General features: G+C 44.5%; 17 protein-coding genes and 1 other annotated feature. All 17 genes read left to right on the top strand.

The features are described 5' to 3' along the window. The first annotated feature begins 48 nt into the window (after window positions 1-48). The 17 genes from ftsW to ileS all read left to right on the top strand — a co-directional run bounded on the left by ftsW (window position 49) and on the right by ileS (window position 16,502). Window positions 49-1,113, top strand: a complete 1,065-nt coding sequence (gene ftsW / locus BTO30_RS08055; RefSeq protein ID WP_281248603.1) for a putative lipid II flippase FtsW — start codon at window positions 49-51, stop codon at window positions 1,111-1,113. A gap of 139 nt (window positions 1,114-1,252) precedes the next feature. Next, window positions 1,253-2,353: an undecaprenyldiphospho-muramoylpentapeptide beta-N-acetylglucosaminyltransferase gene (gene murG / locus BTO30_RS08050; RefSeq protein WP_075398204.1), complete on the top strand. Its 1,101-nt coding sequence runs from the start codon at window positions 1,253-1,255 to the stop codon at window positions 2,351-2,353. A 14-nt stretch (window positions 2,354-2,367) separates the two neighbouring features. Beyond that, a complete protein-coding gene (gene murB / locus BTO30_RS08045) occupies window positions 2,368-3,276 on the top strand; it encodes a UDP-N-acetylmuramate dehydrogenase (RefSeq protein WP_075398203.1) in 909 nt (302 codons plus the stop codon). 19 nt (window positions 3,277-3,295) lie between these two features. After that, a complete protein-coding gene (locus tag BTO30_RS08040) occupies window positions 3,296-4,093 on the top strand; it encodes a cell division protein FtsQ/DivIB (RefSeq protein WP_075398202.1) in 798 nt (265 codons plus the stop codon). Window positions 4,094-4,312: 219 nt separating this feature from the next. Beyond that, complete coding sequence (ftsA, locus tag BTO30_RS08035; RefSeq protein ID WP_075398201.1) at window positions 4,313-5,617, top strand: cell division protein FtsA; 1,305 nt, start codon at window positions 4,313-4,315, stop codon at window positions 5,615-5,617. Window positions 5,618-5,656: 39 nt separating this feature from the next. Continuing rightward, entirely contained in the window at window positions 5,657-6,814 is a 1,158-nt protein-coding gene (gene ftsZ / locus BTO30_RS08030; RefSeq protein WP_075398200.1) for a cell division protein FtsZ, read from the top strand. 157 nt (window positions 6,815-6,971) lie between these two features. After that, on the top strand, window positions 6,972-7,820 hold the full coding sequence (locus tag BTO30_RS08025) for a sigma-E processing peptidase SpoIIGA (protein ID WP_075398199.1): 849 nt from the start codon (window positions 6,972-6,974) through the stop codon (window positions 7,818-7,820). Between the two features lie 22 nt (window positions 7,821-7,842). Continuing rightward, the gene (gene sigE, locus BTO30_RS08020; RefSeq protein WP_075398198.1) at window positions 7,843-8,562 is read left to right on the top strand and encodes an RNA polymerase sporulation sigma factor SigE; all 720 of its coding nucleotides are present in this window, start codon (window positions 7,843-7,845) and stop codon (window positions 8,560-8,562) included. Between the two features lie 84 nt (window positions 8,563-8,646). Further along, entirely contained in the window at window positions 8,647-9,426 is a 780-nt protein-coding gene (gene sigG / locus BTO30_RS08015) for an RNA polymerase sporulation sigma factor SigG (RefSeq protein ID WP_075398197.1), read from the top strand. 72 nt (window positions 9,427-9,498) lie between these two features. Then, on the top strand, window positions 9,499-9,759 hold the full coding sequence (locus BTO30_RS08010) for a YlmC/YmxH family sporulation protein (protein ID WP_075398196.1): 261 nt from the start codon (window positions 9,499-9,501) through the stop codon (window positions 9,757-9,759). A gap of 51 nt (window positions 9,760-9,810) precedes the next feature. After that, window positions 9,811-10,644 carry a peptidoglycan editing factor PgeF gene (pgeF, locus tag BTO30_RS08005; protein ID WP_075398195.1) on the top strand — a complete coding sequence of 278 codons (834 nt, stop codon included), beginning with the start codon at window positions 9,811-9,813 and terminating at the stop codon, window positions 10,642-10,644. Beyond that, a complete protein-coding gene (locus BTO30_RS08000; RefSeq protein WP_075398194.1) occupies window positions 10,631-11,305 on the top strand; it encodes a YggS family pyridoxal phosphate-dependent enzyme in 675 nt (224 codons plus the stop codon). Before pgeF ends, BTO30_RS08000 begins: the two co-directional genes overlap by 14 nt. Before the next feature lie 16 nt (window positions 11,306-11,321). Next, window positions 11,322-11,747: a cell division protein SepF gene (locus tag BTO30_RS07995; protein ID WP_075398193.1), complete on the top strand. Its 426-nt coding sequence runs from the start codon at window positions 11,322-11,324 to the stop codon at window positions 11,745-11,747. A 5-nt stretch (window positions 11,748-11,752) separates the two neighbouring features. Continuing rightward, window positions 11,753-12,013: a YggT family protein gene (locus BTO30_RS07990; RefSeq protein ID WP_075398192.1), complete on the top strand. Its 261-nt coding sequence runs from the start codon at window positions 11,753-11,755 to the stop codon at window positions 12,011-12,013. 12 nt (window positions 12,014-12,025) lie between these two features. Beyond that, the gene (locus tag BTO30_RS07985; RefSeq protein ID WP_075398191.1) at window positions 12,026-12,802 is read left to right on the top strand and encodes a YlmH family RNA-binding protein; all 777 of its coding nucleotides are present in this window, start codon (window positions 12,026-12,028) and stop codon (window positions 12,800-12,802) included. Window positions 12,803-12,893: 91 nt separating this feature from the next. Beyond that, complete coding sequence (locus BTO30_RS07980; protein WP_075398190.1) at window positions 12,894-13,403, top strand: DivIVA domain-containing protein; 510 nt, start codon at window positions 12,894-12,896, stop codon at window positions 13,401-13,403. A 54-nt stretch (window positions 13,404-13,457) separates the two neighbouring features. Further along, window positions 13,458-13,677, top strand: a binding site (T-box leader). 53 nt (window positions 13,678-13,730) lie between these two features. After that, window positions 13,731-16,502 (top strand): isoleucine--tRNA ligase, encoded by a 2,772-nt coding sequence (ileS, locus tag BTO30_RS07975; protein ID WP_075398189.1) that lies wholly within the window; start codon window positions 13,731-13,733, stop codon window positions 16,500-16,502. Window position 16,503 lies beyond the last annotated feature (1 nt).

Raw genomic sequence — 16,503 nt, 5'->3', positions numbered from 1 at the left:
TGAAAGGGGTGCACAACCGTTTCCAGACAGTCGCCGGATTACGTATTCTTGATGCTCGTTTTGCTTTTGACCGGCTCGGGTTTATTAATGGTGGCAAGTGCCGGAGAAGTGTGGGGACAGTTTAACTATGGAAACCCTTATTATTTTGTTCAGAGACAGGCGTTCTTTGCAGCGGCCGGTTTGATTGTGATGGCATGCATTTCATATGTGGATTACCGGATTTGGAAAAAAATCGCGCGTCCGCTGCTTATCATTGCCTTTTTATTTTTACTGGCTGTGCTCATCCCTGGAATTGGGATGGTGAGAAACGGATCGCAAAGCTGGATCGGGTTTGGAACTCTATCGTTTCAGCCGTCGGAATTAATGAAAATCGCGCTTATCTTCTATTTTTCAGCGCTGCTTGCCGGACGAAAAAAAGTCATCCATTTATTTTGGAAGGGTCTGTTTAAACCTCTTTTCGTGCTCGGCATGGCGTTTGCGCTGATCATGATGCAGCCTGATCTCGGTACGGCGGCTGTCATGGGAGGGACCGCTTTTCTATTGCTGTTTATCGCAGGCGCGCCGATTCGTTTTTTTGTAATGACAGGAGTGTCTGCACTGGCGGGACTGGTCCTGTTAATTTTATCAGCACCATACCGGATAAAACGAATTACAGCGTATCTTGATCCTTGGTCAGATCCGCTCGGAAGCGGGTTTCAAATTATCCAGTCACTGTACGCCGTCGGTCCGGGCGGATTATTTGGCTACGGATATGGAGAAAGCCGTCAAAAATATTATTATTTGCCGGAGCCGCAGACTGATTTTATATTTGCAATTTGGGCTGAAGAAACGGGTTTTATCGGGGCCGTCTTTATTATGATCTTATTTTTCCTGCTCATCTGGCGGGGCATTCATATCGCGATGCGGATGGAGGACTCATTCGGTGCGCTGCTTGTCTGTGGAATTACAGCCATGATCAGTCTGCAATCGTTTATCAATCTCGGTGTTGTGACAGGTCTTTTGCCGGTTACCGGTGTGACGCTTCCATTTTTAAGCTATGGCGGATCTTCTTTGACGATGACACTTGCTTCCGCGGGGATTGTCCTCAGTGTAAGCCGTTCAAATGGATATTGAACAGTAGAATTGGAGGAATTTTGCTGGTTTTTTAAGATAATAATTGATTCTCGTGTCGCATTGATTTAAGATGAGAATGCATTAGACAGCTGTCTTGAAAGAATAGGAAGCTGCCAGATGAATACTGAGGTGAACGTAATTGAAAATAGTTGTCAGCGGCGGTGGAACGGGCGGACATATTTATCCTGCACTCGCGCTCATTCGAATGATTAAGCTGAAACACCCGGAAACATCTTTTTTATATATCGGAACTGAAAAAGGACTGGAGTCTAAGCTTGTTACACGCGAAGACATTCCTTTTCGGTCAATTGATATTACAGGTTTTCGCCGGGCGGTTTCATTTGAAAATGTGAAAACAATTATGCGCTTTTTAAAAGGTGTAAATGAATGTAAAAAAATACTGAAAGAGTTTAAGCCGGACGTCGTCATCGGCACCGGCGGCTATGTGTGCGGGCCGGTTGTGTATGCGGCAGCCAAATTGGGTATACCATCCATCGTGCACGAACAAAACAGTGTGCCGGGCTTAACGAACAAGTTTTTAAGTAATCATGTCAACAGGATTGCGGTTTGTTTTGAAGAGGCGAAGGCCTATTTCCCTGCAGAGAAAACGGTGTTAACGGGGAACCCGCGAGCTTCTGAAGTCATAGAAGCGGACGGTTCGGGTGTATTGGAAACGTTCGGTTTAAGAGGCGGCCGGAAGACGGTACTGATTTTTGGCGGAAGCCGTGGTGCAAAGCCGATAAATGATGCTGTGACCGGGGCATTGAATGATTTTGCAGGCCGAGATTATCAAGTGCTTTATGTCACTGGTGATGTCCATTACGACAAGGTTTCATCTATATTGGAATCGGCTGGAAAACCTGTTAATGTATCGGTTATGCCTTTTATTCATAATATGCCGGAAGTACTGGCTGCTTCTGATCTCGTCGTTGCGCGGTCGGGTGCAACCACACTGGCTGAATTGACGGCACTGGGCATCCCATCCATTCTCGTGCCAAGCCCTTATGTTACGAATAATCATCAGGAAAAAAATGCGCGTACGCTGACGGATCGCGGTGCCGCGGTCATGCTTTTAGAAAGCAAATTAAGTTCAGAATCGCTCGTACGAGAGCTCGATTCGATTTTAATGGACGATTCATTACTAATTAAAATGAAAACAGAAGCAGAACGCCTCGGTATTCGGGATGCTGCGGAACGGCTGTACAATGTCATGATTGATATTGCCGGGAAAGATAAGTAAAGGAGCGGTTCATTTTGAAAGAATTCATCAAAGAACTAACACAATTGCAAGCCGGTCCCGTGATGGAAAATGAACCGCTTGCCAATCATACAACAATGAAAATCGGCGGACCGGCTGATGTTTTTTTTGAGCCATCGTCGATCACCGGTCTGGAAAAAGCGATGAGCGCCATCATAAAACATAAGCTGCCATGGCGTGTCATTGGGCGGGGGTCTAATCTGCTCGTGTCAGATGCCGGAATTCGCGGCATTGTGATTAAACTTGGAAAAGGAATAGACGATGCGGCTATTGATGGTACTACAGTAACGGCAGGGGGCGGGTTCCCGCTCGTCGTTCTGGCAACAAAAGCAGCCAAAGAATGCTTGACAGGTCTTGAATTTGCAGGTGGAATCCCGGCATCTGTCGGTGGGGCTGTTTATATGAATGCCGGTGCTCACGGATCAGAGATGTCATCCATTCTTACAAAAGCGCACGTTTTGTTTGCGGATGGTCAAATGTCCTGGCTGACGAATGAAGAAATGGACTTTTCCTATCGGACGTCTATTTTACAAAAAAAACGTCCGGGAATTGTTCTTGAAGCAGAATTTCAACTGCGTGAAGGTGACAGGGAAACCATTCGTACACACATGTTGAAATATAAGGAATATCGCCGGACGACACAGCCATGGGATCACCCGTGTGCAGGCAGTATTTTTAGAAATCCATTGCCGGAACATGCCGGTCATTTGATTGAAAAAGCAGGGTTAAAAGGTTTCACCATTGGCGGTGCAAAAATATCAGATCTGCACGGCAATTTTATTGTGAACACAGGAACAGCTACAGCGGCGGATGTGCTAGCCTTAATTGAGCATGCAAAAAACGTCGTCTATGATCGATATCAAATTAATATGGAAACGGAAGTTGAATTGATAGGCGGACCATAAAACGGGCAGAGGTGTGGATATGGGCAAACAAAAAATCATCTCAATTGAAGACCGTATTCCGAAGCTGAAACAAATGCGCAAACGGAAAGCGAATCGGCGCCTGCTTGTTTTGCTGTCGGTTTTCTTTTTCCTTATACTTCTTTTAATTTATTTGCAGTCACCGTTAAGCAAAGTGGCATACATTCATGTAGAAGGCAATGAATTAATGACGAAACAGGAAATTATTGAACAAAGTGGACTTGAAACAGGACGCAGTATTTGGTCTTCCGATAAAAGCAGAGCGGCAGAGCAGCTTCAAAAAGATGACCGGATAAGAGAAGCACACGTTTCAATGGGTTTTCCAAATGATTTAAAGATAAAGATCATCGAGCAAAATGAAATTGCCTATGCAGCGAGTAAAGGCGGTTTATACCCTGTTTTACAAAATGGGAAAATTATGAGTGAGCCTGTCAGCGGATACCCATCTCAGCTGCCGATTTTATATAACTTTAAAGAAGGCGAGGCACTCGACCGGTTTGCTGAAGCAGTTGACACGCTGCCTGATGAGGTTGTGAATACAATATCGGAAGTTTACTATGATCCGAAAGAAAGTGATGCGCTGCATATAAATGCGTTTATGACGGATGGATTTGAAGTATCAGCGACGCTATCAACATTTGCGGACAAAATGGTGTATTATCCATCCATTTCAAATCAGCTTGATCCGAATATAAAAGGGGTCATTGACTTGGAAGTGGGTTCTTATTTTAAAGCGTACGATCCCGCGGAGCAGCCGGAAGCAGAAAAAGTGAATATCGAAGAGGCGGACACGCCGTAACGATTTCAAAAACGGGACAACTTAACCTTTTCCGGCCTCTTGTCTTAGTGTAGACTTGAATGAGGAAGCTTTGGGTGCTATTTCAGCTGAAAATATAAAACTTTAAAAGGAAAATATGTTGAATATGACGAATAACGTACTTTATACATTATTTTGCGCAGATGAGCGCGAATTGTTGTTCGATTATTCAGGTTTTTATGGTAAAGGAGGTGCCGCAGTATGAACAATAATGAAATACTTGTCAGTCTCGACATCGGTACATCCGCAATTAAAGTGATCATTGGCGAAATGGTCAATGATTCTTTAAATATTATTGGTGTCGGAAGTGTGAAATCAAAAGGGATCCGTAAAGGGGCTGTTGTTGATATTGACGATACGGTCCACTCGATTAAAAAAGCAATAGAGCAGGCAGAGCGTATGGTGGGCATTGATATCAGCTCCGTCATCGTCGGCATTGCCGCTAACCATGCGATTCTCCATCCATGCAACGGTGTTGTAGCCGTTTCAAGTGAAAATCGCGAAATTACGAGTGAAGATGTCATTCGCGTAACTGATGCGGCACAAGTTATGTCCATTCCACCGGATCGGGAAATTGTAAACGTTATTGCTAAACAATTTATCGTGGACGGATTTGACGAAATAAATGATCCGCGCGGAATGCTCGGTGTCCGTCTAGAGATGGAAGGAACCATCGTTACCGGTTCAAGAACTTTTTTACATAACACATTGCGCTGTGTTGAACGTGCCGGTCTGGACATCAGTGAGATTGTCCTTCAGCCGCTTGCAAGCGGAGAAATTGCTTTGTCAGACGATGAAAAAAACCTTGGCACGGTTCTGGTGGATATCGGCGGCGGTTCGACAACCATATCTTTCTATAGAGATGGTCATATTCAGCAGACAACGGTAATGCCTGTAGGCGGCGATCATATTACGAAAGATTTGTCGATCGGCCTCCGTACATCGACTGAAGATGCGGAACAAATCAAAATCAAGCACGGTCACGCCTTTTATGACCACGCATCAGAAGAGGAAGTTTTCAGTGTACAGGTGATTGGCAGCGATCAGCATGATCAGTTCAACCAGCTGGAAATTTCAGAAATTATTGAAGCGCGTCTTGAAGAATTATTTATGATGATTGTTGAAGAACTTCGCCAAACTGGTATTCATGACGTGCCAGGCGGTTTCGTTTTAACAGGTGGCACATCCGCCATGAACGGCATTCTTGACCTGGCGCAGGACGTTTTTCAAAACCGTGTGCGTGTAGCCATTCCGGATTATATCGGCGTGCGTGAACCGCAATATACGACAGTGGTCGGCTTGATAAAATATGCATATAAACATGCTCGTTTGACCGGCCGGAAAGTAAGTGAGCCTCAGAATCTAAAGCCGAAAGAAAAAGAGGTTAGAAGAGAACGTCAGGAACTGAAACAGGAATCAAAAATGTCGAATAAAGAAAATGAGAAGCCAAAAGAAAGCCCTAAATCAAAGATGAAACGCCTTTTCGGGTACTTTTTTGAGGAATAAAACAGACGAACAGATTATGACGAATTAGGAGGATTTGCCATGTTGGATTTTGATACAAGTTTGGATTCGTTGGCAACGATTAAAGTGATCGGCGTAGGCGGCGGCGGAAATAATGCTGTTAACCGGATGATTGAGCATGGTGTGCAGGGCGTTGACTTCATTGCGGTCAATACAGATGCGCAGGCGCTGAATTTATCAAAAGCGGAAGTGAAAATGCAAATCGGCTCAAAATTGACACGCGGTTTAGGGGCAGGGGCTAACCCGGAAGTCGGCAAGAAAGCGGCAGAGGAGAGCAAAGAGCAGATTGAAGAAGTGCTTAAAGGCGCGGATATGGTATTCGTTACAGCCGGTATGGGCGGCGGCACAGGCACAGGCGCCGCGCCGGTCATTGCGCAAATTGCAAAAGATCTTGGCGCCTTGACGGTTGGGGTTGTGACCCGTCCATTTACTTTTGAAGGCCGAAAACGTGCAACGCAGGCAGCAGGCGGTATTGAGGCGATGAAAGCATCGGTTGATACATTAATTGTTATCCCGAATGACCGTCTTCTTGAAATTGTGGATAAAAGCACGCCTATGCTGGAAGCGTTCCGTGAGGCGGATAACGTTCTTCGCCAGGGAGTGCAAGGGATTTCCGATTTAATTGCGGTCCCTGGTCTTATTAACCTTGACTTTGCCGATGTGAAAACCATTATGTCCAATAAAGGTTCTGCTTTAATGGGAATCGGAGTGGCTTCAGGTGAAAATCGTGCTGTTGAAGCGGCGAAAAAAGCCATTTCCAGCCCGCTTTTAGAAACGGCGATCGATGGAGCGCAAGGTGTTTTAATGAATATTACCGGCGGCACCAATTTGAGCCTTTATGAAGTACAGGAAGCAGCAGATATCGTGTCCTCTGCTTCTGATCAGGAAGTAAACATGATTTTCGGTTCCGTTATTAACGAAAACCTAAAAGATGAAATTATTGTTACGGTGATTGCGACCGGTTTTAAAGAACTGCCCGCTCAAACCGGACAGACTCGTCCTGGTCTTGGACAGGTGAAGCCTCAGCAGCAGGCAGCACCTCAATCCGCAAAGCCGCGTGAAACAAAGCGTGAAGATATCCCGGTTCAAGAGCAGCCTATTCGTCAGCCGCAGCAGACGCCTGTCGACGATACGCTGGATATTCCGACATTTTTACGCAACCGTAATAGAAGAAGATAAATGCAGTAAATCCCGTCACTTATGTGGCGGGATTTTTTGTGTGACATAAATCGGAAAAATTGCTGTAAAAATTCACTCACATTGCGACATACATTGAAAGCATATTCCGATACACTATTGGTCATAGGACAGGCAGCCGGCAAGGGGGAGGGGTGAATTGACCGGTTATGCAGAAGTAATTTTAATTTTTAATTTGGCAGCGGATGGATTGCTTTTGACGGCAGCAGGTATTTTACTGGGGCAGCCAATAAAAAAAACCCGGATTGTGATAGCCTCCATGATCGGGACAATCCCGCTTTTGTTACACATGATAACAGGATGGGACTGGCTCATCCATTTTGCAGTTAAATTGATGACACCGGTTTTGATGCTTGTCATAGCCTATAAAATAACCAGAATTGCCATCCTGCTGTCCGCTTCCTTGACCTTTTATTTTGTTACCTTTTTAACAGGCGGTGTACTGTTCGGATTTCAGTCTGTTTTTTTGAATGGCGCTGCTTCCGGTCAGTTTTCTACGGTACTGTTATTCATTTTATCTATTTCGGTTGCTTTTTACTTTATTCAAAGACGTCTGTTCAGTATGAGCACGAAACGAAATTTTAAAAAGCAGACAGTTCCGGTTACCTTTTCAATTTGCCGGAAGGAATGGTCGGGTACAGCACTTATCGATACCGGAAACTCTCTGTGCGATCCGATCACGAAAAAAGAAGTGGCTGTCTGCCAAATTAGACATGAGGATGGCTGGCCGGCAGCGATCAGCTCAGGAGAACAGGCAATTTTGACACAGCTCCCTGATCAATGGGCGGAAAAAATGACCTGGATTCCTGCCCGGTCAATAGGGGCCGAAAAACAGCTGCTTGCTGCTTTTCGAACGGATGAATTCACCGTTTTTCTGGATGGAAAATCCATTCGGACAGATAGAGCGCTTGTTACCTTCACAACAGTTGCGCTTTCCGATGATCAGTCTTTTTTTTGTATTTTACATCCGAATATGGTTCGACAATGAATGGAGAGGTGAGTGGTTTTATATGAGGCCGGTTAAAACAAAGTGGATGTATGTGATGTATAATATGCTTCAAAAAGCGGGAATGAAATCCAAAACGATTTATTATATCGGGGGCAGTGAAGCGCTTCCACCCCCGCTTTCGCGGGATGAAGAAGCGCATTTGCTGATGCAGCTGCCATCGGGCGATAAAGCGGTCCGCGCGATGCTGATAGAGCGAAATTTACGTCTAGTCGTATATATTGCCCGTAAATTTGAAAATACCGGAATTCATATTGAAGATTTAATCAGCATCGGAGCTATCGGATTAATTAAAGCCGTGAATACATTTAATCCGGAGAAGAAAATTAAACTGGCGACGTATGCATCCCGCTGTATTGAAAATGAGATATTAATGTATTTGCGCCGAAATAATAAAACACGTTCGGAAATTTCATTTGACGAACCGCTGAATGTTGACTGGGATGGCAATGAACTGCTCTTATCCGATGTGCTGGGCACGGAGAACGATATTATTACAAAAGGAATTGAAGAAGCTGTTGATAAACATTTAGTCATTGAAGCACTTGCTGATCTTGAAGGACGTGAGAAGCAGATAATCGAAATGCGGTTCGGATTAAACGGGCAGGAAGAAAAAACGCAAAAAGAAGTGGCCGATCTGCTTGGTATTTCACAGTCATACATTTCACGTTTGGAGAAAAAAATCATTGGACGTTTGAAAAAAGAATTGAATAAATTGCGCTGAATAAATACTCTTTCCTTAAGCGCATAAATTTTTCCGGGCCGGAGATACTGTTCGAGAAACAGAGCAGCATGAGGAGGAACAGTGATGGCCCGGAATAAAGTGGTATTATGCGGTGTCGATACGTCGACGCTTCCTGTTTTGACAAATCCCGAAATGAAAGTGCTGTTTATTAAATATCAAAACGGTGATAAAAGTGCCCGTGAAGAAATCGTCACGGGAAATTTGCGGCTTGTTTTAAGTGTAATTCAACGCTTTAATCACCGAAATGAACAGGCAGATGATTTATTTCAAGTTGGCTGCATTGGGCTGATGAAGTCCGTGGATAACTTTGATTTAAGCCATAATGTCCGCTTTTCGACGTATGCCGTACCGATGATTATCGGGGAAATACGCCGTTATTTACGTGACAATAATCCGATTCGTGTTTCGCGCTCGCTGAGAGACATTGCGTATAAGGCATTACAGGCAAGAGAAAGGCTGACGGCAGAACGTTCTGTTGAGCCGGCTGCAGAGGACATTGCCCGCGCGATTGATGTCCCGAAAGAAGATATCGTTTTTGCGCTTGATGCCATCCAAGATCCTGTTTCATTATTCGAACCGGTTTTTCAAGACGGCGGTGATCCGATTTATATGATGGATCAAATCAGTGACGGAAAAGACCGCGAAGTCGAATGGGTGGATTCCATTACTGTAACTGACGAGCTGAACCGGCTGTCTGACCGGGAGCGGATGATTATCGAAAAGCGGTTTTTCAGCGGCAGAACGCAAATGGAAGTCGCAGATGAAATCGGTATTTCCCAGGCGCAGGTATCCCGCCTTGAAAAAGGGGCGATAAAACAAATGAAAAAGAAAATAAATGGCTGATTTAAAACAGGAGAGTTACCTTCCTGTTTTTTTTTGTTGAGCTTATACATACACATGTAAAAAGGAGGCATTATCATGCGCATTTCTGATTTTCAGCTGAAAGATATTGTCAATGTGACGAACGGAAAAAAACTTGGACGTCTTACAGATATTGAAATAAACAGTGCAACCGGGGCCATTTCCTCTTTAATTATTGAACAGAGCGGCAAAAAATTCGGACTATTCGGGAAAGAGGAAGAAATCATCATTCTATGGATGAATATTGTCAAAATCGGCGGCGATGTTATTTTAGTCCGATATGGGGAAAAGTCATCCGAAGAGGAAGAACGGTGACGAAAAATAGTCGGGTGTGGTACACTAGAAGAAAAGGCACGGGAGATTAATATGACAGAACCTTTCAAAAAATCAACTGACAGCCTGTATATCATTGACCGTTGGCAAAAGGAAGCCCCTGGTTTAACAGCAGGATTTACGTCAAAAGAAGGCGGAACCGGTCTTTTTAATGGGCTGAATATGGCGTTTCATGTAAATGATGATCCGGATGCCGTGCAGAAAAACAGGCGGATAATCGGGGAACAAGCCGGTATTCCGGCTGATCAATGGATTGGCTGTGAACAGACGCATGGCATACACATTGAACATGTTTCAAAAAAAGACAGAGGACGCGGCGCGCTTGATTATGACAGTGCCTTATCGTCGACAGATGGTCTTTTCACTGACGATACAGGTGTTTTGTTGACGCTTTGCTATGCAGATTGTGTTCCGCTTTATTTTTACGACTCCGAAGTGAAACGGGTCGGGGCAGCACACGCAGGCTGGAAAGGGTCTGTTGAAGGAATCGGCCCGGCAATGATTAAAAAATGGAAAGAAGCCGGCAGTCAGCTTGAAGATATTCAAATCGTGATCGGTCCTTCAATTTGCGGAGACTGCTATAAAGTCGGCAAAATGGTCGTTGATAAAGCGGCTGAATGGTTCGAAAAAAATGAAATGAAACCTTTTTTTCCGGTTTCAAATGAACCGGATACGTTTTACTTCTCACTGCAGACGTTCAATCGGGATCTTTTCATAAAAGCGGGTATTCCGGAAGAAAATATTCAGATGACGCGTCTTTGCACCAGCTGCTCATCCGACTTTTTTTCACACCGTCGCGATGAAGGGCATACAGGAAGAATGATGAGTTATATCGGCTGGAAGGAATGGGATCATGAAAGTCATTGAAAAGTTAGCAATTATTCAAGAGCGAATAAACGCAGCGGCTGAAAGGGCTGGCAGACAGGCGGATGAGATCAAAATTATTGCCGTCACAAAGTATGTGTCAACAGCGCGTGCGGTGGAAGCTGTGGAAGCGGGTATTACCGATCTAGGTGAAAACCGCGATGAAGGAATGAACGCGAAATATGAAATAATCGGCAGTCGTGCTGTATGGCATTTTATCGGGACGATGCAGACGAGAAAAGTGAAATCGGTTATTGATAAAGTAGATTACATTCATTCACTGGATCGTGAATCACTCGCAAAAGAAATAGACCGCCGCGCCAATCGTAAGGTGAATTGTTTCATTCAAGTAAATGCATCCGGTGAAGAGTCGAAACACGGCATAACGCCGGAAGAAGTGGTCCCTTTTATTAAATCACTCGCTTCATATGAAAATATTCATATATGCGGGCTGATGACGATGGCACCTTTCACAGAGGATAAAGAAATACTCCGCTCCTGCTTTCGCCGGCTGGCGGAGTGCAAAAAAAGTGTACAGGCTTTACATCTTGCGTACGCACCGTGTACAGAACTTTCAATGGGGATGAGCAACGATTTTGAGATTGCCATTGAAGAAGGGGCAACAATGGTCCGGATTGGTACAGCGCTTGTTGGTGAAGAATGAAAGCGGAGGTGGAACCATGGGAGTAAAGTCAAAATTTAAATCCTTTTTTCTTTTAGACGAAGAAGACTATGACATGGCTGAAGAAGAGACGTATGAAGAAGAACGGCAGTCTCCTGCTGCGCGAAAAAGAAATGTCGTCAGCTTAAAAAGCGCTCAAAAGCCGGCAAAAGTGATTATGGCTGAGCCGCGTATGTTTGCTGAAGCGCAGGAAATTGCTGATCACTTAAAAGCAAAAAAAGCGGTTGTCGTTAATTTGCAGCGTATTCAAACAGACCAGGCCCGCCGGATTGTCGATTTTCTCGGCGGTACAGTCTATGCGATTGGCGGGGAAATACAGCAAATCGGTGAAAAAATTTTCTTTTGCGCACCGGAAAATGTAGAAATCGCCGGCAGTATGACGCAGTTTAACAATAATGATCATGAAAAAACGGGGTGGCAGTAAATAGAATGGATACAATTATTAACATATTAGCGAGTGCAATGAATCTTTATTCCTGGGCACTCATTATTTACATTTTGATGTCCTGGTTTCCGGACGCGCGTGAAACAACGGTCGGCCGGTTTTTAACAAAAATAAGCGAGCCTTATCTTGAGCCATTTCGCCGCTTTGTGCCGCCGATCGGCATGTTCGATATTTCACCGATCGTAGCGCTGATCGTTCTCCGCTTAGCTGAAAGCGGTTTGTATCAATTGAAAATCTGGCTGTAAGAGGATGAAGAAGTGAGTGAAATATATCAGCATTTCCGTCCGGAAGAAAAAGAATTTATCGATAAAGTGGTGGAATGGAAGCGGCAGGTAATGGAAATTTATGCACCGAAGCTGACCGGATTCCTCGATCCGCGCGAACGGCAGATAATCCGTTCGGCCGTCGGATCAGATGAAGATGTCCGCGTCTCTTTTTTCGGCGGGACAGCGGAAGCTGAACGGCAGCGGGCACTTATTCACCCGGACTATTTTGAACCGGCTGACACTGATTTTGATGTGGTTCTGCATGAAATCGACTATCCGGAAAAATTTGCATCCATCAGTCATCCGCAAATTCTTGGCAGTTTAATGGGGCTTGGTTTAAAACGGGAGAAATTTGGTGATATCATCACCGATGGGAGCCGCTATCAACTATTTGTTGTAAAAGAAACAGCAGATTACATGTACATGCACTTGGGTCATGTTGGAAAAGTGCCGGTGAAACTTATGGAAAAGCCATTTCAAGAAGCCATTCAGCAGCATGAAGAATGGCGTGAACAGTCTGTGACAGTGTCTTCCATGCGCCTGGATGCTGTCATCGGTTCACTGCCGTCCATGTCCCGCCAAAAAGCGCAGCAGCTCATAAAAGGCGGCGCTGTCAAAGTGAATTGGAAATCTGTCGAAAACCCGTCATTCGAATGTGAAGAACAGGATGTTTTATCTATCCGCGGCAGCGGCCGGATGAAAATTTTATCGATTGACGGGCAGACGAAAAAAGAAAAATGGCGAATGACACTGGGTATTTTGAAATAAATTTGTGAAAATGCAGGGATTTCCCCACAAAAGAGCGAAAAACCTTTATAATGGAAGTCAGTTATTAACGTTACGCTTTGGAGGTGGCTGTATGCCCTTAACGCCGTTGGACATACATAAAAAAGAATTCGGCCGTTCGTTTCGCGGATATGATGAAGATGAAGTAAACGATTATTTAAATCAGATTATTAAAGATTACGAACTCATCATTCGTGAAAAAAAAGAACTGGAAACACAGCTTGCAGCGCAAACGGAGCGGCTCAATTATTTTTCGAATATTGAAGAAACATTAAACAAATCTATTGTTATTGCACAGGAAACAGCGGAAGATGTAAAACGAAATGCACTGAAAGAATCAAAACTGCTGATCCGGGAAGCGGAAAAAAATGCGGATCGAATCGTTGAAGAATCACTTTCTAAAGCACGCCGGATTGCTGTTGAAATTGAAGAACTAAAAAAGCAGTCGAAAGTATTCCGGACGCGCTTTAAAATGTTAATGGAAGCACAGCTCGATTTGCTGAATAACGATGATTGGGATACGTTAATGGATTTTGAAGTCGATACGAATGAACTCGAGCAATTGAGTGAAGATGATAAGTAAACTTGACGGATGACCCGTTCATTCTTATAATGAAATCATTCAAATAGGCCATAAGAAAAAACGATGACGGGGACAGTACGTGTACAAGATCAGTCCATAAGCGAGCCGGGGATGGTGAAAGCCTGGCGGCTGACGGTAATACGGAAAATCACCCTTGAGTGCTTTTTGTGAACAAAGTAGTAGCGAAAAGCGTTTCATCCACGTTACGGATGATGAGCGGGCAGCTTTGTGCTGTCAATCAGGGTGGTACCGCGGAAACCTTTCCGTCCCTTTATAGGGATGTGAAAGGTTTTTTTGTTTTTAGTACACAAAAAGGAGTAATGAGACATGAATTACAAAGATTCACTATTAATGCCGAAAACAGAGTTTCCGATGCGCGGCAATTTGCCAAAACGTGAGCCGGATATGCAAAAAGCATGGAATGAAGAGGACATTTACAAAAAAGTGCTGGAGCGCACGAAAGGCCGCCCCGCGTTTGTCCTGCATGATGGCCCTCCGTATGCGAATGGGGACATTCATATCGGGCACGCGCTAAACAAAATTTTGAAGGATTTTATCGTCCGTTTTAAGTCAATGAGCGGCTATTATGCGCCATACGTTCCGGGCTGGGATACACACGGCCTGCCGATTGAACAGGCGCTGACAAACTCAGGTGTCAACCGGAAAGAAATGACGATTGCTGAATTCCGTCAGCTTTGTGAAGAGTATGCATATAAGCAAATCGACAGCCAGCGCGCTCAATTTAAGCGTTTGGGCGTACGCGGTGACTGGGAAAATCCGTATATTACATTGAAGCCGGAATATGAAGCCCAGCAAATTAAAGTGTTCGGCGAGATGGCGAAAAAAGGCTATATTTATAAGGGTTTAAAACCTGTATATTGGTCTCCTTCTTCTGAATCCGCCCTTGCGGAAGCGGAAATTGAATACCAGGATAAAAAATCAGCGTCTATTTATGTTGCATTTGATGTGAAAAAAGGCAACGGCGTCCTTGAAGAAGGAACGAAGATTATTATTTGGACTACAACACCGTGGACAATTCCGGCAAATCTTGGTATTGCCGTCCATCCGGATCTGTCTTATTCCGTTGTGAGTGCCATTGGAGAACGTTATGTTGTCGCAGAAGCACTTCTTGAAGAAGTGGCTCAGAAAATTGGCTGGGATCAGTATACGACAGAAAAATCAGTAAAAGGTGCAGAGCTTGAAAACATTCTTGCTGCTCATCCTATTTACGGTCGTGATTCCCTTGTCATGCTCGGTGAACACGTTACGACGGATTCTGGTACAGGCGCCGTTCACACCGCTCCTGGACATGGGGAAGATGACTTTATCATCGGAAAAAAATACGGTCTTGACGTACTTTGTCCGGTCAATGACCGAGGTGTCATGACAGAGGAAGCACCAGGTTTTGAAGGTCTTTTCTATGATAAAGCAAATAAAGCCATTACAGAAAAGCTGACTGAAGCCGGTGCCCTTCTTAAAATGGAATTCATTACGCATTCGTATCCGCATGACTGGCGGACGAAAAAACCGGTGATTTACCGTGCGACAGCACAATGGTTCGCATCGATCGATAAATTCCGGCCTGAGCTTTTAGAAGCGGTGAAAGAAACAAAATGGGTGCCGGCATGGGGTGAAACGCGTTTATTTAATATGATCCGTGACCGCGGTGACTGGTGTATTTCCCGCCAGCGTGCATGGGGTGTTCCGATTCCTGTTTTTTATGCGGAGAACGGTGAAGCCATTATCACAGATGAAACGATTGCACACGTTTCCGATTTGTTCCGCGAGCACGGCTCAAACATTTGGTTTAAGCGTGAAACAAAAGACTTACTGCCGGAAGGTTTTACACATCCGGGCAGCCCGAATGGTGAATTTACAAAAGAAAACGACATCATGGACGTCTGGTTTGATTCCGGTTCTTCCCATCAAGCGGTTCTCGTTGAACGCGATGATTTGCAGCGGCCTGCAGATCTTTATTTAGAAGGATCCGATCAATACCGCGGCTGGTTTAACTCATCCCTGACAACAGCAGTGGCTGTGACAGGAAAAGCGCCATATAAAGGGGTTTTAAGTCATGGCTTCGCACTGGATGGTGAAGGCCGCAAAATGAGTAAATCACTTGGGAATGTTGTCGTTCCGGCGAAAGTGATGGAGCAGCTTGGTGCAGATATTTTACGTCTTTGGGTGGCGTCTGTTGACTTTCAGGCGGATGTACGTGTTTCAGATGCCATTTTGAAACAGGTGGCAGAAGTATACCGGAAAATCCGTAACACGTTCCGTTTCTTACTTGGAAACCTAGACGGATTTGACCCATCCCAACATGCGGTATCTTATGAAAACTTGCGTGAAGTAGATCAATTCATGATTGTAAAATTGAATGAATTAATTAAAAATGTACGAAACCATTATGAAAACTATGAATTTGCAGCTATTTACCATGCCATTAATAATTTCTGCACAGTGGATTTAAGTTCGTTCTACCTCGATTTTACGAAAGATGTCCTTTATATTGAAGCGGAAAACAATGCAGACCGCCGGGCCATTCAAACGGTTCTTTATGAAACGTTGACAGCTCTCGCAAAACTTCTTTCGCCAATTTTGCCTCATACAGCGGATGAAGTATGGGCTGAGGTTCCGGGGGCATCAGAAAAATATGTTCAGCTCACGGATATGCCTGAATATAAAGAATTGGCGGATGCGGATCAGCTGACGGAAAAATGGACAGCATTTATGAATGTGCGTGATGATGTATTGAAAGCTCTTGAAGCGGCACGTAACGAAAAAGTAATCGGCAAATCATTGACTGCCCATGTTCGTTTATATGCTGACAGCGAAGTAACGAATCTTCTTTCGTCCATTAAAGAAGACTTGAAACAGCTGTTTATCGTTTCCGGATTTGAAGTATCCGGTTCAAAAGCAGATGCACCGGACAATGCAGTCGAACTCGAAACAGCTTCTGTTGTTGTTGAAAAAGCGGCAGGAGAAACGTGTGAGCGCTGCTGGACGGTGACGGAAGAAGTTGGGCAAAATCCAGCGCATTCCACTCTTTGCCCGCGCTGTGCGACTGTTGTGACAGAGCATTATCCAGAACTAAATTAAA

This window comes from Domibacillus antri, from assembly GCF_001936625.1.
Classification (GTDB): domain Bacteria; phylum Bacillota; class Bacilli; order Bacillales; family Domibacillaceae; genus Domibacillus; species Domibacillus antri.
Note: the sequence above shows the minus strand (reverse complement) of the source record. Positions and strands in the feature narration are given on the sequence as shown.